Here is a 20,009-nt window from a genome sequence, read left to right as displayed (position 1 = left end):
GAGTGGTTTTATGCAACAGTTCAACGTGTGGTTTGTCATTGGTACACAGCACCTCTACGGCGCGGAAACGTTACGTCAGGTTGAACACAATGCCCGGCAGGTGGTGGACGGATTAAATCAGGCGGGTTTGCCTGTACGTCTGACGCTGAAACCGCTGGTCAAATCGCCTGATGAAGCGCTGTCGCTGTGCCGTGACGCCAGTCACGATCAAAACTGTATCGGTATCATTACGTGGTTGCATACCTTTTCGCCGGCCAAAATGTGGATCGGCGGATTGAATGTCTTAACGAAGCCCCTGCTACAGTTTCATACCCAGTTCAATGCCGAGATCCCCTGGGACAGCATGGACATGGACTTTATGAACCTGAATCAAACGGCGCACGGTGGCCGTGAGTTTGGCTTTATTGGTGCGCGCATGGGCCTGCAGCACAGCGTGGTGACCGGCCACTGGCAGGATAAACACAGCCAGCAGCGCGTCGCCAACTGGATGCGTGCGGCGCTGGCCAAACAGGCCAGTCAGCATCTGAAAGTCGCGCGTTTTGGTGACAACATGCGTGAAGTCGCGGTCACCGAAGGCGATAAAGTGGCGGCGCAAATCCAGTTCGGCTATGCGGTTAATGGCTGGGGCGTGGGGGATTTGGTGGAGGTGATCAACAGCGTCAGCGAGGGAGATGTCAATGCGCTGGTTGACGAATATGAAAGCCAGTATCGTTTCTCCGACGTGGCCGCCGCAGGCGGTGAAAAACGGCAAAACGTACTGGACGCCGCACGCATCGAGCTGGGCCTGAAGCGTTTTCTGGACGATGAAGGCTGCAAGGCGTTTACCACCAACTTCCAGACGCTGCACGGCATGACGCAGTTGCCCGGCCTGGCGGTACAGCGCCTGATGGGCCAGGGTTATGGCTTTGCGGGCGAAGGAGACTGGAAGACCGCCGCCCTGCTGCGCATCTTTAAAGTGCTGGCGGGTGACCGTCCCGGCGGCACCTCCTTTATGGAGGATTACACTTACCACTTCTCGCCGGGCAACGATTTAGTGCTGGGTTCTCATATGCTGGAAGTGTGCCCGTCTATCGCGCGGGAAGAGAAGCCGCTGATCGACGTGCAGTTCCTCGGCATCGGCAACAAAGCCGATCCGGCGCGTCTGATTTTCTCCACGCCGGCCGGTCGTGCCATTAACGCCAGCGTGATCGATATGGGCGATCGTTTCCGCCTGCTGGTTAACGTTGTGGACGCGATTGAACAGCCTAAACCACTGCCAAAACTGCCGGTAGCCCGCGCGTTGTGGAAAGCGCAGCCGTCTCTGGCGACCGCCTCTGAAGCCTGGATTCTGGCAGGCGGTGCGCACCATACGGTGTTCAGTCAGGCCCTGACGCTGGACGATATGTATTTGTACGGCGAGATGCACGGCATTGAAGTGCTGGTGATTGATGAGCACACCCGGCTTCCGGCCTTTAAAGATGCGCTGCGCTGGAATGACGCCTATTACCATATGAAGCGTTAAGCACCGCTAGCGAACGCATTAACAAAGCGGCGGGCCAGCCCGTTGGCGGCCCGCTTTTTTATGCGTCGCGCTCAACCTGAGGCACAGCGTTACTGCCCTGATATCGGGCAATAATCCCCCCTGACCGCTGTCTGTTTCCTTTGCCAGTCGATCGGCAAAAGCCGCTGCCGGCCTGGCGATATGACCGCCCGATAACGGGACAGGTTATCTTCGTTAACCTTCCCCTCCGCGAGGCACCGTTACATGGCTGTCATGCGGCTCAGACGTTGTGCGTGAGGGCAGTGTGACGCGGCGTCACGCTATGACTGCCCGTCTGATCGTTAATGTTTTGATAGTGAACGTCGCTGTGGCTGACGCGCGCGGGCCTGTCAGACAGGAAGCGGCTGTCTTGCTCTGTCTGTTGCGTGGGCGTCCCGGCGGCCTTGCCTGCCTTGACCAGAAGCGGCTTCACGGGCGCTGCCGAAGGCTGCCAGGCTATCCGCGCCTCGGTCAGCGTATTTTGGGCCAGATTCTCATTCACCTGCGCCAGCTGCCGCCGCAGCACATTGAGTTTCACTGCGGTCGCCAGCGGAATCTGACGTTCCTGATCCTCCAGCACGCTAATCTGCTGACGGGTCGCATACTGTTGTTGCAGCAACGCGCGGTACTGGCTTTCATAGCCCCAGACCACCGACTGCTCCTGTGCAAACTGCAACGCCGAAATATAGCCTTTGTTCAGCAGCGGTCGCCATTTGTTGACCAGGTTTTGCGCCATGCCAACCTGCGCGGACTCGATTTTGATTTGCTGATCAAGTTGCGCCAGTTGTCCGTTCAGCATAGCGGCCTGGAAGTGGTTATCACTGACCTGTTGCAGTGCCAGCTGCTGCGTGTGGGCCATGTCCTGCAGCAGGCTGCCCTGCTCCAGCTTCAACTGATCGCTGACGAGTTGCATGCCTTTGAGTGCCTGACGGTTTGCCTCGGCGATCATAACGACTGAAGGCACGGAGGCATGCGGCAAATGTTCACTGACGGCAGCGATTTGTCCGGTTGGGTTGGGTGCAGTAGCGGCGCTGAGCGGGCGCGCGGACGCGTGCCGGCTGGACAGGGCCTGGCGCAGAGCGGACGTATGATTGTCGACAAAACAGATCAGGCTCACCGTCCCCACCACCAGCGAGAACAGATTACGCCGCACAAACAGTGAGGCAGAGGAAACGCCGCCAGCCGCGGCCACGCGGGACGACTCAGGTGATGGCTGTTGTAAAAATGGTTTTTCCATTTTTTACCCTTAACTCAGTGCGCGTTGGTGGTCTGTTTACGGGATGTCGCGGAAACGTTTTGCTCCCTGGCGGGCAAAAGGCCTCACCGCACACCTAACATCACATGCCCCGGAGCAGAGATAAAACAGAAGTTCATTTCCAGTCGTTACGCTTTGAAAGGGAATCTCACGATGTTTCACCAGCGGTTCAGGGATGTAAATGCCGATGTCTGGCTAACAGCACTCCTTCTCACCTACATTTTACGCAAGCGAGCGAATTAAATAGAGCGCCAGAAAACACTCAACGTCATTTCTCGCCACCCCCAGCGTCACGCCGATGCCCGCTTGCTTTAAGATCGCAATCCCTTCTCCGCGATTACGCGGATGCGGATCTTCAATGGCGATGTAAATATGTCTGGGCCTGAGCCGGGCCAGTGTTAGTGCGCAGGACGGGGTTCTGCCCTGAAAGGCACAGGGCTCTAGCGTGACATAGATTTCGCACTCTTCTACAGGTAACGTAAGTGTGGAAAGTGCATCAGCCTCAGCATGGTACTAACCCGGTGAACGGGTAAATCCGGTCGAGACAACCCGACCATTGTGAACAATTACGCACCCTACCGGTGGGTTAGGTCTGCAATGCGGCAGCGCATGGCGGGACTACGCCAGCGCTAACAGCATAAATTGTTGTGATTTTTGCATCATTAACAGGACTCGTCTCATTACCGTTTTACGTCCGTGAGCTTAGCTACAGAACGTAAAACTCAGATAAACTGCCATTCAAATCCCGCAGAGGTCTGGCTGACATAACCTGCCGACGAGCCCGGAAAATGCGAACTAAACCAGCGTGCCTGATGCTCACTCGCCCACGTCATTGCCCAGCGCCGCTGGGCTTCGGCCTGCGCGGCATCAGCACAAAAGCGCGAGGCAAGCTGGGGCTGACTGACCTGCAAATCGTTATGCATCAGGTCACCGGAAAACAGCGCATAATCGCCCGCACTGTGCAGAATAATCGACGCGTGGTCATGACTGTGGCCGGGCGTGGGCACATAGCGCAGCACATCAGCAAACACCGGCTCTTGCGTCACATCGAACGTCTCCAGCAAACCCGCCGCGATAACCGGATTAATGCTGTCCTCTAACAGCGTTTTGCGTGCCGGATCGTGTTGCCAGCCTTTCAACCCGCTATCAGAACAGTAGTAGCGGGCATGTTTGAAAAACGGTGTCCATTTACCGTCCATCCAGTGCGTATTCCAGCCCACATGATCGCCATGCAGATGGGTGATCAGCACGATATCCACCGCGTCAGGATCGACGCCCGCGTCACGTAAGCGCTGCGCATACGGCGTATTCAGCTGATGGGAGAGCGGAGAGCCTGCCCGCTCGCGACCATTGCCGCTGCCCGTATCGATCACAATAAGGTTGTCAGGCGTGCGGACCACCCAACTGTGAACAGAGAGCGTGATCGTTTCCGGCGTTCCGCTCGCTAACGCCTGCGCGGGAAACAGCCATTCCGTGGACAGAGACGCGTCCAGTTCAGGAATTTTAAAGACCTCGCACTCACCTACGCGGTAAACCGACGTCACAGACATATGACCTCTCAAATCAAGGAAAAATGATACTGACTCGTCGCATCTTGCCATCTTCCCGGCAGCTAAGCACGCTTAGCCCGGCATGCGTTCAAGATCGGCAATCAATCCCGGTCCTGTGGGCTGCCATCCCAGTTGCGCCCGAGTAAGCCTGCCTGAGGCGGACATATCCTGCGCAACGAAATGACTCAGCCAGCCAAAATGACCGGTAGCTTCAGCGGCTGAAAGGGATATGACCGGCAGGTTGAGGATCCGCCCGAGGGCGTCGGCAAGCACGCGCAGCGTAATGCCTTCTTCGGCGACCGCATGATAACGGCTTCCTGGCCTGTTCTTTTCCAGCGCCAGCCTGTAGAGGCAAACCGCATCGTCAAGATGCACTGCTGACCAGCGGTTTTGGCCTTCATCAATAAAAGCGGAAACGCCTGTCTGTCTCGCCACTTCAATCAGCGACGTAACCAGGCCCTGTTTCAACGGATTATGTACCTGAGATAACCGCACAACGGAAACGTTGACCCCTTTTTCCAGTGCCGCCATCGCGGCCAGCTCGGATGCCCGGCGCGGATTAGGATGAAGCGGGTTGAAATAGTCTTCTACGGCAGGTCTTCCCTGCCCCGGCGAGCCCAGTCCCACCGCCGAGGTGATGATTAAGGGCCGTGCGCTTCCTGCCAGTGCCGTGGCCATCGCGGCGATGGCCTGCCGATCGGCTTCACAGTTTGTCAGAAACGTCGAAAAATCATGGTTAAAGGCGGTATGAATCACTCCCTCGCAGCTTGCCGCGCCTCGTTGCAAACTATCGTGATCGTTAATATCCCCCCAAAAGGGCTCGACGCCTGCTTTGCTGAGCATGTCAGCACCCTGCTGATGTCGGGTCAGTCCGACCACCTTATGCCCTGCCGTGATCAGATCGGCCGCAATCGCCGACCCGATAAAACCCGTTGCTCCTGTAAGAAATAACCGCATGTCTGTTCGTCCTCTTGTCAGCCTTCGCAACCGTGGTTGTCTACTTTACGATGGAGAAGGAATGCGCTCTATGTGATAACGTCGCTTTTTTATGTCTGACCGTCTGGGATGATCATGGACCCGCTTTCACAGCTCTTAGCCCTGCTTGAACCACAACGCTACGTTTCCGGTGGTGTGATACTGACGCCGGAGATGTCGGTACAATGGCCCGCTCATGATGGCGTGAAGTGCTATGCCGTCGTAGCGGGTGCCTGCTGGCTGACCGTTGACGGTGTTGCGGAACCCTTGCGCCTTAACGCCGGCGAGTGCTATCTGCTCCCGCCAGGCGCACCTTTCAGGCTGGCCACAAACCCGGACGCGCAGACTGTCGATTTCCAGACGGTGCGGTCTGAGATGGTTGCCGTGACAGCGGCAAAGCTTGATGAAACCTCCGCCTGTTTACTGGTAGGCGGGCATTTCCTGCTGACCGGACGGCCCGCACAGATGCTGTTAGGTACGCTGCCGCCAGTGGTGCATATCCGGCGCAGCGCAGACAGAGCCGCCATGCAATGGGCGCTGGAAAGAATGTCACAGGAAGTCCGTGAAGCGCAGCCCGGCAGCGTCCTCATCGTGCAACAGCTGGCATTTATGCTGCTCATTCAGGCGTTACGGCTGTATGCAAATGACCCGCAGCAGTCGGGCTGGCTTGCGGCCCTGAAGGATAAAAAGCTGGGCGCGGCGCTGGCCTGCATGCACCAGCACCCCGAACACAAGTGGACGCTGGCGGAACTGGCAGCCAGGGTGGGAATGTCACGCGCGGTTTTTGCTGAACGATTTAAGCAAACGGTGGGCATCGCGCCCGTCGACTATCTCACGCAATGGCGCATGCATCTTGCCTGCGACCAGTTAAAAAAAGGGAATGGCGGGCTTACCGCGATTGCTGCCGGGCTGGGCTATGAATCTGAGAGCGCCTTTGCAAAAGCCTTCAAGCGTGTCATCGGTGTTTCACCAGGCAAGTTCAGTAAAGAAAACGCCTGATCGGGCGGCCCGAAACCAGGGATGATGGCGGGCTTCAGGGGAATATGGCTGCGCGGCGCTGAAAATCCCTGCGTGAGTACGGCAGCGCTTGCTGCGGGCCTGTACAACGCTCATGAAAGAGGCTCATTAACCTGAATAAATATCACCGCTTTTTCCGCAACATGAGAAACCTTCACATGAGCCGTTTTCATGAGGAGACGGAAACCGGGATATCGGCAGGCCTTACGCCACAAGGGTTCAGGGCGCATTGCATCACGGCACACTCTGTCCCTTTGTCTCCATTACGCGTATGGCAGAGGCTTTACCTCTGTCGACCATGAAGATGGCTCATGTTGTGTTGAAATTAAGTCGCTTTCCCTTCCTCCGCGGCTCTGGCATAAAATATGCTTTATTGACAAACACACAACGTGAAAGCGGTTAAACGAAAAACCAGAATGCAGGCCCGTCTGGATAACTAACAGCCACAGACCGTTTTTCACATCAGAACGCAGGGTGCATCACGATGAAAAAAGAATTCACATTTACGATTAAGAGCAGTGTTTTCGATGAGAATTACAACCCGTCTGAAAATACGCGCATCACCACCAATTTTGCTAACCTGGCGCGCGGGACAAACCGTCAGGAAAACCTGCGCAATGCCTTAACGATGATTGATAATCGCTTCAACTCGCTGGCGCACTGGGATAATCCAAAGGCCGATCGTTATGGTGTGGAACTTGAAATTATCTCGGTTGAGTTAAATATCGAAAACGAGACGCAACGCGGCGCGTTTCCTGTAATTGAAATTCTGAAAACCCATATCGTCGATAAAAAAACTCAGCAGCGTATTGAAGGTATTGTTGGCAATAACTTCTCCTCTTACGTGCGCGATTATGATTTCAGCGTGCTGCTGTCTGAGCACAATAAAAACAACACCGGCTTCAGCGCACCTGCTAACTTTGGCGATTTGCACGGCAATATTTTCAAGTGCTTCGTGAACTCTTCGGCCTTTAAAGAGAACTTTAAAAAACAGCCGGTCATTTGCCTGAGCGTGTCCAGCAAAAACGTTTATACCCGCACAGGAAACCGTCATCCGGTACTGGGTATTGAATACCAGCAGGATGCCTATTCCCTGACTGACCAGTATTTCCACAAGATGGGCCTGACGGCGCGCTATTTCATGCCGGAAAACAGTGTTGCCCCGTTGGCGTTTTATTTCTCGGGTGACCTGTTGAGTGATTACACCAATCTTGAGCTGATCAGCACCATTAGTACGATGGAGACGTTCCAGAAAATTTATCGTCCTGAGATTTACAATGCTAATTCACCGGCGGGCCAGTGTTATCAGCCAAGCCTGAACCATCTGGACTATTCATTAACGCGCATTGTTTACGATCGCGAAGAGCGTAGCCTGTTAGCGGTAGAACAAGGGAAATTTACCGAAGAGAAATTCATTAAACCTTACAAAGCCGTTCTTGAAGAGTGGTCTGCCAGTTACGCGCTTTGATTAACCGAAATACAAGGTCACCTATTATGAAAATGTTGTTACCTACCTCAACCGCAGGCAGTTTACCGAAGCCATCCTGGCTGGCTCAGCCTGAAACGCTGTGGTCGCCCTGGAAGCTGCAAGGCTCAGAACTGGCTGAAGGGAAAAAAGATGCGCTGCGTTTAATTCTGGACGATCAAATCCAGGCCGGTATTGATATCGTCAGCGACGGTGAACAAACGCGCCAGCACTTTGTGACGACATTTATTGAGCACCTGAATGGTGTTGATTTCGAGAAGCGCGAAATTGTCCGTATCCGTAATCGTTATGATGCCAGCGTACCGACGGTGATCAGCGCGGTTAGCCGTCAGAAACCCGTCTTTATTGACGATGCGAAATTTTTGCGTCAGCAGACTAAGCAACCGATCAAATGGGCGCTGCCGGGTCCGATGACCATGATTGATACGCTGTATGACGGCCATTACAAGAGTCGTGAAAAGCTGGCCTGGGAATTTGCCAAAATTCTGAATCAGGAAGCCAAAGAGTTAGAAGCGATTGGCATCGACATTATTCAGTTTGATGAGCCCGCTTTTAACGTGTTCTTTGATGAAGTCAACGACTGGGGCATCGCCGCGCTGGAACGCGCTGTGGAAGGCCTGAAGTGCGAAACCGCTGTGCATATTTGCTACGGCTACGGTATCAAAGCCAATACCGACTGGAAGAAGACGCTGGGGACGGAATGGCGTCAATATGAAGAAGTCTTCCCGAAACTGCAAAAATCAAAAATCGATATCGTTTCGCTGGAATGTCAGAATTCGCGCGTGCCGATGGAGCTGATTGAGCTGATTCGGGGTAAAAAAGTCATGGTGGGTGCCATTGATGTAGCAACCAATACCATTGAAACGCCGGAAGAAGTGGCCGCGACGCTGCGTAAGGCGTTGCAGTTTGTGGATGCCGACAAACTCTATCCGTCAACCAACTGCGGTATGACGCCATTATCCCGTGAGGTGGCGCGTGGCAAGCTCCATGCCTTAAGCGCGGGCGCGGCTATTGTCCGTCAGGAGCTTTCAGCGTAGTTCACGCGGGTAATCTGTAGCAGGTGAGCGCGCTGACGTGACTCGCCTGCCATCCCTGCCTTGTCGTTATCATCCCTTTGTGTAAGAACAGCCTGGCACTGACCGGGCTTTTTCGTGCGTGGATCGATGCCGTCTCTGATGAATTAGCCTGGGCATTGATCATGCCTGCGGAAACGGTGGGACATAATGCAATCATGGAGCAGTCCCTGCTCCGCTGTTCAGTCCCTTATAAGCCGGTATCAGGAGCCACGATGGCTGTTCTGGCCCCCTTTCTTACCGGCTTCTGAGGCTTTTTCACGATCGTTTTTGAAATTGCCGCCGCTGTTCTGGCCGCCTTTTTTACCGGCTTCAGAAGCTTTCTCTTTATCTTCCGCGAAATTACCTGATCCGCCACGATGTTCAGTCATAATATTTCCTCTTCAGGTTAAAGTTGTCTGCTTCTTTGCTTCACCATTTGCATGGCACTGTTAAGGTTATAACGCGCCTGTTAATCTGCAAGCGTGGCGGATAAAACATTCGCCGCTTTGTTTAGCGCTTTTAATACTGCCGCGCAACCGCAACGGAGGGCGGAAAATAAAAGCGAAAAACAACAAGATAATCACCATAAAACTCGCTTCTCTTGTTTAAATGCGACTGCTTTCATTCGTCAAAAAATTAACAAGAGGTTACATTTAGGCGTGTAGAACGGCAATTTTCAGGCAAAATAAATACTCAGCCTTAGGCTGACATCCCTTCACGGTTAAAAGACAATCTGTTTACGCACCACCACGTGCTCCCGCAGCATCCCACTCAACCTTTTGCCAGCCTCAGAAAACGACGCTACCACGTCTGACGCCTGCCCTGTAATACCGTGCTCTGCCATTAAGCTTTACCTGTGGGCGTCGGCCACGTGTTAACGGCCTTATTGATCAGGGGCACACTAACGCTGCCTGGAAATAAAAGAGAGTGGTCTGTCGTCAGGAGCAGGTAATGTATTTCAGTCATCCGTCAGCGGCAACAGCGCGCGCTCAGGAAATGCCACGGCGATTGTGAATATTCATTACTCATCGCGCTCTAAATAAAACCCTGCGCCTAAAAAAGGCTCCCCGTGCCTGTCGCGCGAGTGAATATACCGCTTTATTTTCTCGCCTGGCTGTTTAAAAAGACGACCTCCCGTTTCGTCGGTTAAAACATAACAGGACGCCCCCAACGCCAGCTATGAAAATAGTGGCATTCACTGACATCAAAAAATGCTATCGCGCCCTGTGTGTTGATAAGCGGATTGAGCGTTTCTGTTGGGTAAAAAAAGAAAATGGGATCGTTGCGTGGCAGCATGAATATGTCGCCGTCAGGCCGACAGGCTATAAAAAAGTTAAGATTCGTCTTAAAAAAATCGGGCAGTAAAGCTGCACATGGAATGAAACTTTCGTACAAATTTAATGCTAATAATCCTCACTTTCAAAGAATAAAAAACCTTTCAAGACGAAGCGGTATTAAAAAAACAGTTTTTTATTTTTTTCCATTGTATTGTTTCGCATTGGAATTATCAGAAACCATCGACCAAAATGAGGCTTTCCACTGTTAATGATGAAATGAGAGAGGACAGACCCATGGTCAAATATCGTGGCGGCGCAGGAAATTTTGCAGCAAACCCCGAGAGAGCCTCTGAAGCGGGTCGGAAAGGCGGCAAAAACAGTAGCGGAAACTTCAGGAACAACCCCGAGCGTGCAGTAGAGGCGGGCCGTAAAGGGGGAAAAGTCAGCCGTCGTACGGGCTAGTTCCCTTTGCGATTTCGCCCGTCTGCCTTTGCCGCGCTGGCGAGCATCTCTTTATACCTCCATCGAAACGCGCAACGCCAGAAAGGCCGCTTATCTTCCTGGCGCTGGCGCACATCTGATTTTTATAAACAGGAGTTTTTATGTTGTCATCCGACACGCTTTGTGCGCTCACAGGCGCCTCCCTGACCAATGTACGACGCTGGCAACGGTATGGACTTGTTGCTGTAGATCCCGTGACAGACTACTGGACAGAAGCCCAGCTCGAAGAAATCCGCGAAGTCATGTCAGCCAATGCCCACGGCGCAACGGCGCAGGAAATACACGATGGCCGCAGGCAATCAGAGGGCGTAATGACGTATGGCTGGCCCGCCCGCCGTGGCGAAATCCTGACCAGCCTGGAGTTTGGTTCAGACAGGCAGTTGATCCGGGTTATCCGTAGCCTGAGTCGTGACTTTGCCGGTGACGATTTTGTCCGGTCTTTAATGCGTCCACTCTGCAGTTGGCTGCGCGAGGACCAGCGTCGTGGCGCTGCGCGCAGGCTTGCCCGCTTTGAACATGTCACGGAGCATCATCACGCCTGTGTGACCCGCGCTGCCTCTCGCTCGGCCAGCGTACCGCTGTTGCTTGAGATTGCAGGTGAAGTACAGAACACGGATGTGCTGCTTGAGGCCATCCGGTTAACGGCACAGGGCTTTAGTGTGGATGTCTGCGTGGACACCTCTGTGCCGCTGCCAGCTCATCAGCGTAAGTCTTACGATCACCATCTGATCTGGCAGGCCAGCCAAATCAGCGTTCAGTAGCCGGTTCGCGTTAATGCTGCCCTTCCCCTCTTCATTCCGCAAACAGGTTAGCGTTTTCCCTTCACTCCGCGTGGCTGCGGTATGTTCTCCGGCGCTTTCCCTTGCGTTCTGACACTCCCCTTGCGTGCTGTTCTGGTGTGGATATGCGTGACCCCAGCCTTACAGTAAACGCACTCATTTGTCCTTCAATCCTGACGTTTTATGAAAGACCGTGGACTAACGCGGGCCATAGCATGGCGGTGATTGCGCCGGACAGGTTAGTTCCGGGCCGCCTTTTCCGGTTACGCATCCCCGGCGGTGCACGCCCCCAGTGATGCGCCCCATACAACTCAATGCCACTGGCGGCGCACAATGCGGTGGCGACGCGATTCTGCGCCCGCTGCGTACCGCTTCTCTCAGAGGGCGCACACGTTCTGTGAATACCGGGCTAACGACGTGTGGCAGAGCCGGCCAGTGCGCTTTCAGGCTGAACGCGTTCGAGCCTGACAGGGGTGCTTTTATAGGCCGGTATACCACTTTTGGTATCATGGCTGTCCAGCGGTACCAGTACGTTCGCTTCCGGATAATAGGCTGCGACCGAACCATAGGCCATATCGTGCACCACGATGGTCAGCTTATCCATGCGCCTTGAAGTCGGGTTGCCGTCCGGGTCCAGGGCGATGACGTTGACCTGCTCGCCGACGCGTAACTGCCGTTTTTCGGCCTCATCCGAGTTGATAAACAGCACATCCCGGCGTCCTGTTACGCCCCGGTAGCGATCGTTCAGACCATAGAGCGTTGTATTGTATTGGTCGTGGCTGCGCAATGTCGTCAGCACCAGATCGTGGCAGGTCAGTGAGCGTGGATCTTCATTGATGCCCGCCATCACCAGGAACTGCGCTTTTCCTGACGGCGTGTGCCAGATGCGCTCGGAAGCGCCATTGGGCAGGCGAAAACCACCCGGTTGTTGAATGCGCTGATTATAGTTTTCGAAGCCCGGAAACACCGCTTCAATGGCCTGGCGGATATTACTGTAATCACGCGTCATCTTGTCCCAGTCGACAACCGTATCAGGCAATGTGGCTTTCGCCAAGCTGGCCACCAGCAGCGGCTCTGACTTCAGGTGCGGCGAGGCGGGATCGAGCGTGCCCCGTGAAGCATGTACCATCGACATGGAATCCTCAACCGTGACACTTTGCGCGCCCGAGGGTTGCTCATCCACCTCTGTGCGTCCCAGGACCGGAAAAAGATAACTGTGCTTTGCCATCAACAGATGTGAACGGTTCAACTTCGTCGCCATGTGCACCACCAAATCCAGATTGCGCATGGCAGGAAAGGTGACCTGTGGGTCAGACATGGCTTCAGCCAGGTTGCCGCCAAGGCACAGCAGCGCTTTAGCACTGCCGTCACGGATGGCGCGAATCGCCTCAACCGCGCCGTGACCGTGTTGTCTGGGCGGCGTAAAGCCAAACACCTTTTCCAGACTGTTCAGCAGACTGTCAGACGGGATTTCGGTAATCCCAACCGTGCGATCCCCCTGAACATTGGAGTGGCCGCGCAGCGGACAAATGCCGGCCCCCTTTTTGCCCATGTTGCCGCGCATCAGCAACAGATTCGCGATTTGCTGTACATTCTGTGTTCCGTACTGATGCTGTGTAATGCCCATGCCATAGCAAATAATGGTGCGATCCGCCTCCGCATACAGTCGGGCCAGATGCTGAATCTCTTCACGCTCCATCCCTGAGACTTTCAGAATGTGCGCCCAACTGGTCGCCTCCAGATCGGCCTTCAGCGCCTCGAAGCCCTCAGTGTGTTCACGAATAAAGGCCTCATCCAGCACACCCGGTTCGCCCTGTTCCCTGGCCGTCGCATCCATAGCGATCAGGAATTTCATCATCCCTTTCAACATGGCCGCGTCACCGCCTACGCGCACTTTATAATAGGTTGACGCCAGCTCGGTTGAGCCCATCGACAGCATCTCAATCGGGCTTTGCGGTGAGGTAAACCGCTCCAGCCCGCGTTCGCGTAACGGATTAATCGCAACAATCGTCGCACCACGTTTTGACACCTCTCTGAGCGTGCCCAACATGCGCGGATGGTTGGTGCCCGGGTTATGACCAATACATAAGACAAGGTCGCAATGGTCAAAGTCATCCAGCTCGACGGTGCCTTTTCCTACGCCGATGGATTCCGGCAACCCCACACTGGTCGGCTCGTGGCACATATTGGAACAGTCTGGGAAGTTATTGGTACCGTACTCGCGGGCAAACAACTGCCAGAGAAAAGCGGCTTCATTCGATGCGCGGCCAGAGGTATAGAACTCAACCATGTTCGGATCGCTATAGCTGCGCAGCCGCTCACCTATTTCACGAAAGGCCGTTTCCCATGCGATGGGCTGATAGGTATCGCTGGCCGCATCATATTTCATCGGATGGGTCAGCCTTCCTTCGCCTTCCAGATCCAACGCGCTGCGCGTCCACAAATCGCTGACCTTGTTAGCCGCGAAAAAATCGGGCGTGGCACGCTTACTGGTGGCTTCCCACGACACCGCTTTGGCCCCGTTTTCGCAAAACTCAAAAGAAGAAGTATGCTGCGGATCGGGCCAGGCGCAGCCGGGGCAATCAAAGCCCTGGGGCTGGTTCACCCTGAACAGGGCAATGACGTCCTGTTTCACCGCCATTTGCCCCCGAATCGCATCCGCTACAGCTTTTAATGCGCCCCAGCCACCCGCTGATCCGCCATACGGTTTGACCCCAAAAGTACGATTCGTTTGTTTCATTTTTATTCCAACCTGTATCAATGACTTTTGCTTAAGCCTGGTACAGGATTAGGAACACGCCTGATAAGCAGGGCGCAAAGTCTGATTTAATTTTTGCAAAATGTTACCTCGCTGCGGTTAATTGCAGCCCATGCGCTTTTTGTGTCCCAACGGCGTTACCCGCCGTGTTTCGCTTAAAAGGCAGAATTTTAAATCACGCATAAATAGCGAGCCGGCGTCACTTTTCATTTGCATAATCATGGGCAGGCAGCGTCCGCCAAATAGCGGGAAAATGACGACGAAAATCATATCCACTCGCGTCGCGTGATATTTATTTATCCGTTCTGCTTATTTCTGGCTGGCCATTGACGTTTCTGGCTGTTTATATTTCTCCGGTAAGTCACGTCACGCCAACGGCCTGTTCGCTTACCCTTTCAGTTCTGACTTTACAGCAGCATCCTGTACAGGTTCTTTTTTACTGGCTCCCCAGACATCATCATAGGCATAGCCGGTCAGCGCTTTGATCACCTCACGGGTTTCGGCATCACAGTCTTTAGGTGAACCGCCCAGCTTACGGCGTGCGACCTCTTTAATCAGCAATTTGTGGCTGCGCTGGGTCAGTTTGAACTGGAACGTCAGCCAGAAACTCACGGCCAGAAGCGCGCCTGTCACGCCTACCATCAGCAGGACAATGGCGGTGACTGCGCTATCAGGCTGAGCGCCGTTCCCCTTGGCAAACCCGCTTTCCTGGAGCACCACGCCAATAATAAAGATGGCAATCGCGACCGAACTTTTGCGCGTAAGCACCATGACGCCCGCGAAGATGCCTTCCCGGCGCTGACGGGTTACCATTTCATCAATATCGGGAATGAAGCTGTAAATGTTCCACGGAATATAATACAGCCCCGCGCGCGCTATCCCCATAAACAGGAAGGCGGCGCTAAATAACAGCACGGGTACATGCCACTGCCAGAGATAAACGGCATACAGAAAAAGCAACACGACGGCAATAGATATATAAGAGAGTCTCAAGGCGTTAGAAGGCGTCATAGAAAATCTGCCCAGCAACAGCATAAATAAAAAGGTGCCGGGGATAGACATAAACATCATATTACTCAGAAGCAGCGAGGCTAATGAGGCATCCTGTTTTAACCCATAAATAACGAAATAGGTAAAAACGGCAAGAAACACATCCATCGCTGTGAACGAGCAGATATAAATGAGCAGGTGCTGACGAAACGCCCGAATTTTAAATGACGAGGCGAGATCCACAAACATGTGTTTCACATGCGAAAGAAAATGACGCGCGGGTGCCGGTGGCTTTTGAACCTCGTCTGCATCCTGAATATCTTTCGCTTCCCAGGTGGTATACCAGGTAATAAATACCGCGACGCAGTAAATCACTGAGAAAATCACGCCCGTGAGTGTATAGGTGATGGCGTTGTCTTTGCCCGTGTACGTCATGATGATGCCCGGTACCGAGACCGCGAGAAAACTTCCCAGCGAGGAAAACATCATCCGCACGCCGGAAAGGCGAGTGCGTTCACTGAAACGGTTGGTCATTTCTGACGACAGGGTTTCCCACGGCACCAGCACCATGGCAGATAACAATTCGATGGTGAGATAGGTGCCAAGATAATACCAGTAGCTCATATCCGTGACCCACAATGCGCCGTACAGCAGCATCAGAGGCGAGGAAATTAACAAGAAAAAACGACGACGGCCGAATTTGCGCCCGGCCCAGGTATGGCCGAAATTATCCGTGATATACCCCATGATCGGACTCAGTACGGAATCAATCACCCTGGCGATGGCGAAGATGGATCCGGCTTCCAGCACCGATAACCCGCAGTAGGTGGTATAAAAAAACAGTAACCAGGCACCTATCACTGCAAAGGCACCGCCCCCAAATAAGTCGGTAATGCCGTAGCCTGTTGCTACGCCATACCCGACGCGACGTTCAGTCGGTTTAACCATTTATCTGCTTCCTGTTCTGGTCGGTGTTTTATAACGGCAAGCCAGTGCCTGCCGTCGCTGTTATCAACAGAATTGGAAAAGAATGGGCGTGCGGGCTGACTACACCGCGTTAGCTAACATTTGGGCTTTGATACACAGTTCAGCCGCTTTAAACGCATGTTCCTGCGTCATGGCGTGCTCTGTGCGATGCAGACAGTCGGTGATCAACTGGCCAAAGAACGGGAAACCCACCGTGCCCGCCACGCTGTAGCGAAACTCACCGTCCTGATTCACCAGGTAAACCACATCCTGCTCGTCACGCGTGAGATCGGTATACTTGCGAATTTCGATGTAACCGTCGGTTCCGAGCAGCGTCATTCGCCCGTCGCCCCAGGTCGATAAGCCTTCCGGGGTGAACCAGTCACAGCGAAAATAGCCGGTTGCGCCATTTTCCCCTGCCAGCATCGCCTCGCCGAAATCTTCAAACTGCGGATGGTGCGGATGGTGAAAATTGCGCACCTGACTGGCAACCACACGGGCCTGACTATTGCCGGTGTAATAGAGAAACTGCTCGATCTGGTGGCTGCCGATATCGCACAAAATGCCGCCAAAGTAGCGACGTTGATAGAACCAGTCCGGACGGCCGGTTCCTTCGCGATGCGGGCCCGTGCCCAGCGTTTGCACCACCCGTCCAATCGCGCCCTGTTCCACTAACTGTCCCGCGAAAACCGCGCTCTCAACGTGCAGACGCTCGCTGTAGTACACCGCATATTTGCGGCCGGTTCTGGCGCACATGGCTTTGGCATCGTCCAGCTGTTCCAGGCTGGTGAGTGGGGCTTTATCGGTGAAGTAATCTTTCCCGGCCGCCATGACTTTCAGTCCCAGCGCACAGCGTTCCGAGGGAATGGCCGCCCCTGCCACCAGCCGCACCTGTGTGTCAGCGAGGATCGTGTCCAGGCAATCCGCCGCCTGAGCCTGCGGAAACTGTTGCAGGAACCTGTCGACTTTGGTCGCATCCCGGTCATAAACCCATTTCAGCGTCGCCCCGGCTTCAGTCAGGCCATTGCACATCGCATAGATATGCCCATGATCCAGCCCGGCGGCAGCGATAATAAACTCGCCTGGGTTTACAACCGGCTGGGGTTTGCCTTTCGGCGCGTAGTTCATGCCATCCTTTTGATTCATGGTGTTGTCCTCACGCAAAGTTTTTGCCTAACGGGATCGCATCCTCATCCGCGAAATTTTCCACGGAGGCCTGTTTTTCATAAAAGTGCGGTGCGCTGGCAATCAGGCCACCGGTACGGTAGAAGGTGTCGTTGCTGGCAATCGGCAGCGTGACGGTGGTATGGGTTATAGCCGACTTGTAGATGGCGGTGATTAACGCCAGGGATTGCTTGCCCTGCTCACCGTCTACCAGCGGCGCACGCTGCTGCTCAATGGCCGAGAAAAAGTCATCCACCTGACCGGCATGCAGTGTCCATGTCAAGGGCGGGATCTGCGCATAAAGCTGGTCCAGTTCGTTTTCCAGCGCGATGTCATGATCCTGTTCCGGAAAGCCGTTTTCCGCCGCCTGATAAGCCACGGCTTGCCAGGGCGCAGAGAGCCGCGCTTTCTCGCCCTGTAAGATGATTTTTTGATCTTCACCGTGATGCACCACCGAGGCCGTCAGCTGTGCCAGCGTGCCGTTCGGGTAACGGAAAATCGCGGCACTGAGATCTTCGACCTCCGCATTGTCATGGGCGACATTGCTCATCATGGCGACCACGTCCTTCGGTGCGCCGAGCATCCATTGCAGCGCATCGATGTGGTGCACAGCATGATTGAGCGTGCAGCCCCCACCTTCTTTTTCCCATGTCCCGCGCCACCACAAGTCGTAGTAGGCATGACCGCGCCACCACAATGAATCAACCTGGGCGTGACAAATCTTTCCTGCCAGGCCGGAATCCACGGCCGCTTTTAACCGCCAGAAGGCATCGGTAAAGCGGTTCTGCGCCACCACGGAGAGCACTTTGCCGCTGGCCTTTTGCGCCGCGATCATGGCATCGCACTCTTCAAGCGATGCCGCCATCGGCTTCTCGCACAGCACATGTTTGCCTGCCTGTAGCGCCGCTATCGTATTCTCGGCGTGCACATAAGGCGGCGTGCAGACATCCACCACATCGATATCTGCGCCATCCGCCAGCATGGCGAGATGATCGCTGTACACGCGTACATCCTTCAGGCCGTAACGCTGCAATTTATCGCGGGCTTTGTCCGGGTACACATCCACTACCGCCACAATTTTGCCGCGTTCGGGAAACTGCAAAAACGCCTGAATATGTAAATTGGCAATATTACCCATACCTACTATCGCAATTTTTAACATGCCACTTCTCCGTCTTTGACCGTCGCTGTTGTCTTTGCGAGGAACATAGAAAAGCGGCTGTCGTGGGACAAACTGTTTTTGTGAGAATGTTCGCAGAGCGGCAAGGTAGTTTGTGAACAGCATGTAAAACCGCATTACTATCAAGCCACTACGGCTGCAAAAAATTGCAAAAATTGATTGGGACGGGGATCACACTATGGCGGGCAAGCTCAGGATGGACGAAATTTCGGCAAAAACCGGGTACTCTGTCAGTACCGTTTCGCGCGTACTGAGCGGCAAGGCTTATACCAGTGAAAAAGCCCGTAATGCGATTGTGCGCTGTGCACGTCAACTGGGTGTGTTGCACGACATGGTCAGCAGCCGCCTGTTAATTAACGGTCTGGTGGTCTTTGCGCCCGCCCGGACCTTTGCGCCGCGCGGCGATCACTTCTATCTGGAAGTGACGCGCGGGATTGCCGAAGCCTGTGCCAGCCATGATGTGCACATCAGTTACTGCCCACTGGAGGAACAGCGTGCCGATGTGAAACTGTTTCTGGAGAAGGCGGGCGCAAAAAGCAACGATGCGATCATCATCATCGGCACCGACGATCAGGCGATATTCAGCCTGGCAGCCTCGCTGAATAAACCCTGCGTCCTGATAAATTCCCGCGATAAAGACATGAAACTGGATGCGGTCTCCCCCGATCACCATGCGATTGGGTTCAGCGCCATGCAGCACCTGTTTGAGCAAGGGCACCGCCGGGTTTTGACCGTCACCTGTCTGCGCCGTGAAACGCTGTTTCTGCGGCTGGAGGGAATTAAAGACGCGTACCGCCATTTTCACCTGCCTTTTAGCGCGCAGAAGGACCTGATTGTGGTTGAAGCCTATTCTGAGCATGAAACCGAAGCCGCCCTGAATGGCTGGCTGGACGAACATCCGCGTGAGGAGTGGCCCGATGTGATAGTGCCGGTGGGCAAAGGGATTATTACCGGCGTTCAGACTGTGCTGGCGGCACGTTCCTTGCGTATTCCCGAAGATATCTCACTGATGACGACCGATCTGGCAAGTCAGCTGGCGGGCGCGGCCGGCAGGCCGGTGACAGGCTTTGCCGTCCCGTGTCGGGAGCTGGGCTACGAAGCCATCCAGCTTCTGCAGAACCGTCTGAACCGGCCCCATGCGCCCGTGTATAATCTGCTGTTGCAGGCAAAACTGATCGACCACGGCACGGTCGCCAATGCCACTCGCCATGCGGCGCGGGAGGAAATACGGGACGATCAGAAACCGGCCTGAACAGAGGGATGCGGGTTTGCAGCAGGCAAGTCATCTGTTGCAGGCCCCGCTCAACGCTAGCATTTGTGATTAGCCGGCTGACACGAGCACAATAGGCGTGAATTCTCACCGAGCCCACAAGGCAAACTGTGCAAAACAGCCTGCCTTTCCTGCCCACATGGCTGAATACAGGCTCCCCTCTTCACCTCATCGTGCTTTGTAAACCGGTTTGCATCGTAGACCTGCCCTGCCGACGCTATTGCCGGTTCGGCATACTGACCTCCCCGACGGACAGTTATCACGCCT

At 54.4% G+C, this 20,009-nt stretch carries 16 protein-coding genes; 7 read left to right on the top strand and 9 right to left on the bottom strand.

All coding sequences use genetic code 11. The features are described from left to right. Window positions 1-10: 10 nt before the first annotated feature. Entirely contained in the window at window positions 11-1,501 is a 1,491-nt protein-coding gene (gene araA, locus RAC90_RS04560) for an L-arabinose isomerase (protein ID WP_039340462.1), read from the top strand. Between the two features lie 259 nt (window positions 1,502-1,760). Here the strand turns inward: araA and RAC90_RS04555 are convergent, their stop codons facing one another. The 3 genes from RAC90_RS04555 to RAC90_RS04545 all read right to left on the bottom strand — a co-directional run bounded on the left by RAC90_RS04555 (window position 1,761) and on the right by RAC90_RS04545 (window position 5,281). Beyond that, window positions 1,761-2,756 carry a hypothetical protein gene (locus tag RAC90_RS04555; RefSeq protein ID WP_375124016.1) on the bottom strand — a complete coding sequence of 332 codons (996 nt, stop codon included), beginning with the start codon at window positions 2,754-2,756 and terminating at the stop codon, window positions 1,761-1,763. A 740-nt stretch (window positions 2,757-3,496) separates the two neighbouring features. After that, window positions 3,497-4,324: an MBL fold metallo-hydrolase gene (locus RAC90_RS04550; protein ID WP_367143066.1), complete on the bottom strand. Its 828-nt coding sequence runs from the start codon at window positions 4,322-4,324 to the stop codon at window positions 3,497-3,499. 72 nt (window positions 4,325-4,396) lie between these two features. Then, window positions 4,397-5,281, bottom strand: a complete 885-nt coding sequence (locus RAC90_RS04545; protein WP_367143067.1) for an SDR family oxidoreductase — start codon at window positions 5,279-5,281, stop codon at window positions 4,397-4,399. Between the two features lie 114 nt (window positions 5,282-5,395). Between RAC90_RS04545 and RAC90_RS04540 the strand changes: the two genes are divergently transcribed. The 3 genes from RAC90_RS04540 to RAC90_RS04530 all read left to right on the top strand — a co-directional run bounded on the left by RAC90_RS04540 (window position 5,396) and on the right by RAC90_RS04530 (window position 8,839). Continuing rightward, window positions 5,396-6,298 (top strand): AraC family transcriptional regulator, encoded by a 903-nt coding sequence (locus RAC90_RS04540; RefSeq protein WP_039340470.1) that lies wholly within the window; start codon window positions 5,396-5,398, stop codon window positions 6,296-6,298. A gap of 502 nt (window positions 6,299-6,800) precedes the next feature. After that, window positions 6,801-7,784 carry a DUF1852 domain-containing protein gene (locus tag RAC90_RS04535; protein ID WP_033741287.1) on the top strand — a complete coding sequence of 328 codons (984 nt, stop codon included), beginning with the start codon at window positions 6,801-6,803 and terminating at the stop codon, window positions 7,782-7,784. A gap of 26 nt (window positions 7,785-7,810) precedes the next feature. Next, complete coding sequence (locus RAC90_RS04530; protein WP_133745206.1) at window positions 7,811-8,839, top strand: methionine synthase; 1,029 nt, start codon at window positions 7,811-7,813, stop codon at window positions 8,837-8,839. A 239-nt stretch (window positions 8,840-9,078) separates the two neighbouring features. Here RAC90_RS04530 and RAC90_RS04525 read toward each other — a convergent pair whose 3' ends face one another. Both RAC90_RS04525 and RAC90_RS04520 read right to left on the bottom strand, forming a co-directional pair. After that, complete coding sequence (locus RAC90_RS04525) at window positions 9,079-9,246, bottom strand: general stress protein (protein ID WP_006119054.1); 168 nt, start codon at window positions 9,244-9,246, stop codon at window positions 9,079-9,081. A 332-nt stretch (window positions 9,247-9,578) separates the two neighbouring features. Beyond that, the gene (locus RAC90_RS04520; protein ID WP_269750921.1) at window positions 9,579-9,701 is read right to left on the bottom strand and encodes a hypothetical protein; all 123 of its coding nucleotides are present in this window, start codon (window positions 9,699-9,701) and stop codon (window positions 9,579-9,581) included. A 727-nt stretch (window positions 9,702-10,428) separates the two neighbouring features. Between RAC90_RS04520 and RAC90_RS04515 the strand changes: the two genes are divergently transcribed. Both RAC90_RS04515 and RAC90_RS04510 read left to right on the top strand, forming a co-directional pair. Then, entirely contained in the window at window positions 10,429-10,596 is a 168-nt protein-coding gene (locus tag RAC90_RS04515) for a general stress protein (RefSeq protein ID WP_006119050.1), read from the top strand. A gap of 140 nt (window positions 10,597-10,736) precedes the next feature. Then, window positions 10,737-11,396, top strand: coding sequence for a hypothetical protein (locus tag RAC90_RS04510; RefSeq protein WP_110267546.1), 660 nt, complete (start codon window positions 10,737-10,739; stop codon window positions 11,394-11,396). 427 nt (window positions 11,397-11,823) lie between these two features. Here RAC90_RS04510 and RAC90_RS04505 read toward each other — a convergent pair whose 3' ends face one another. From RAC90_RS04505 to RAC90_RS04490, 4 genes are all read right to left on the bottom strand, one after another. Beyond that, complete coding sequence (locus RAC90_RS04505) at window positions 11,824-14,154, bottom strand: FdhF/YdeP family oxidoreductase (protein ID WP_375124015.1); 2,331 nt, start codon at window positions 14,152-14,154, stop codon at window positions 11,824-11,826. Window positions 14,155-14,559: 405 nt separating this feature from the next. Beyond that, window positions 14,560-16,110, bottom strand: a complete 1,551-nt coding sequence (locus tag RAC90_RS04500) for an MFS transporter (protein WP_375124014.1) — start codon at window positions 16,108-16,110, stop codon at window positions 14,560-14,562. Window positions 16,111-16,209: 99 nt separating this feature from the next. Continuing rightward, on the bottom strand, window positions 16,210-17,274 hold the full coding sequence (locus tag RAC90_RS04495; protein ID WP_375124013.1) for a Gfo/Idh/MocA family protein: 1,065 nt from the start codon (window positions 17,272-17,274) through the stop codon (window positions 16,210-16,212). Between the two features lie 10 nt (window positions 17,275-17,284). After that, window positions 17,285-18,454 (bottom strand): Gfo/Idh/MocA family protein, encoded by a 1,170-nt coding sequence (locus RAC90_RS04490; protein ID WP_375124012.1) that lies wholly within the window; start codon window positions 18,452-18,454, stop codon window positions 17,285-17,287. Between the two features lie 196 nt (window positions 18,455-18,650). Here RAC90_RS04490 and RAC90_RS04485 point away from each other — a divergent pair, with 196 nt between their 5' ends. Further along, a complete protein-coding gene (locus RAC90_RS04485) occupies window positions 18,651-19,724 on the top strand; it encodes a LacI family DNA-binding transcriptional regulator (RefSeq protein ID WP_367143072.1) in 1,074 nt (357 codons plus the stop codon). Window positions 19,725-20,009: the final 285 nt, after the last annotated feature.

It is taken from the genome of Pantoea sp. CS_6, assembly GCF_041954745.1.
GTDB lineage: Bacteria > Pseudomonadota > Gammaproteobacteria > Enterobacterales > Enterobacteriaceae > Pantoea > Pantoea stewartii.
The sequence above is the reverse complement of the archived record's forward strand: the minus strand, read 5'-3'. Positions and strand labels throughout refer to the sequence as shown.

Bases quoted from the DNA above. Each gene is read 5' to 3' on its own strand.
- RAC90_RS04485 (WP_367143072.1), top strand. From the start codon at position 18,651: ATGGCGGGCAAGCTCAGGATGGACGAAATTTCGGCAAAAACCGGGTAC.
- RAC90_RS04555 (WP_375124016.1), bottom strand. From the start codon at position 2,756: ATGGAAAAACCATTTTTACAACAGCCATCACCTGAGTCGTCCCGCGTG.
- RAC90_RS04495 (WP_375124013.1), bottom strand. From the start codon at position 17,274: ATGAATCAAAAGGATGGCATGAACTACGCGCCGAAAGGCAAACCCCAG.
- RAC90_RS04505 (WP_375124015.1), bottom strand. From the start codon at position 14,154: ATGAAACAAACGAATCGTACTTTTGGGGTCAAACCGTATGGCGGATCA.
- RAC90_RS04510 (WP_110267546.1), top strand. From the start codon at position 10,737: ATGTTGTCATCCGACACGCTTTGTGCGCTCACAGGCGCCTCCCTGACC.
- RAC90_RS04500 (WP_375124014.1), bottom strand. From the start codon at position 16,110: ATGGTTAAACCGACTGAACGTCGCGTCGGGTATGGCGTAGCAACAGGC.
- RAC90_RS04530 (WP_133745206.1), top strand. From the start codon at position 7,811: ATGAAAATGTTGTTACCTACCTCAACCGCAGGCAGTTTACCGAAGCCA.
- RAC90_RS04525 (WP_006119054.1), bottom strand. From the start codon at position 9,246: ATGACTGAACATCGTGGCGGATCAGGTAATTTCGCGGAAGATAAAGAG.
- RAC90_RS04540 (WP_039340470.1), top strand. From the start codon at position 5,396: ATGGACCCGCTTTCACAGCTCTTAGCCCTGCTTGAACCACAACGCTAC.
- RAC90_RS04545 (WP_367143067.1), bottom strand. From the start codon at position 5,281: ATGCGGTTATTTCTTACAGGAGCAACGGGTTTTATCGGGTCGGCGATT.
- RAC90_RS04515 (WP_006119050.1), top strand. From the start codon at position 10,429: ATGGTCAAATATCGTGGCGGCGCAGGAAATTTTGCAGCAAACCCCGAG.
- RAC90_RS04520 (WP_269750921.1), bottom strand. From the start codon at position 9,701: ATGGCAGAGCACGGTATTACAGGGCAGGCGTCAGACGTGGTAGCGTCG.
- RAC90_RS04535 (WP_033741287.1), top strand. From the start codon at position 6,801: ATGAAAAAAGAATTCACATTTACGATTAAGAGCAGTGTTTTCGATGAG.
- RAC90_RS04490 (WP_375124012.1), bottom strand. From the start codon at position 18,454: ATGTTAAAAATTGCGATAGTAGGTATGGGTAATATTGCCAATTTACAT.
- araA (WP_039340462.1), top strand. From the start codon at position 11: ATGCAACAGTTCAACGTGTGGTTTGTCATTGGTACACAGCACCTCTAC.
- RAC90_RS04550 (WP_367143066.1), bottom strand. From the start codon at position 4,324: ATGTCTGTGACGTCGGTTTACCGCGTAGGTGAGTGCGAGGTCTTTAAA.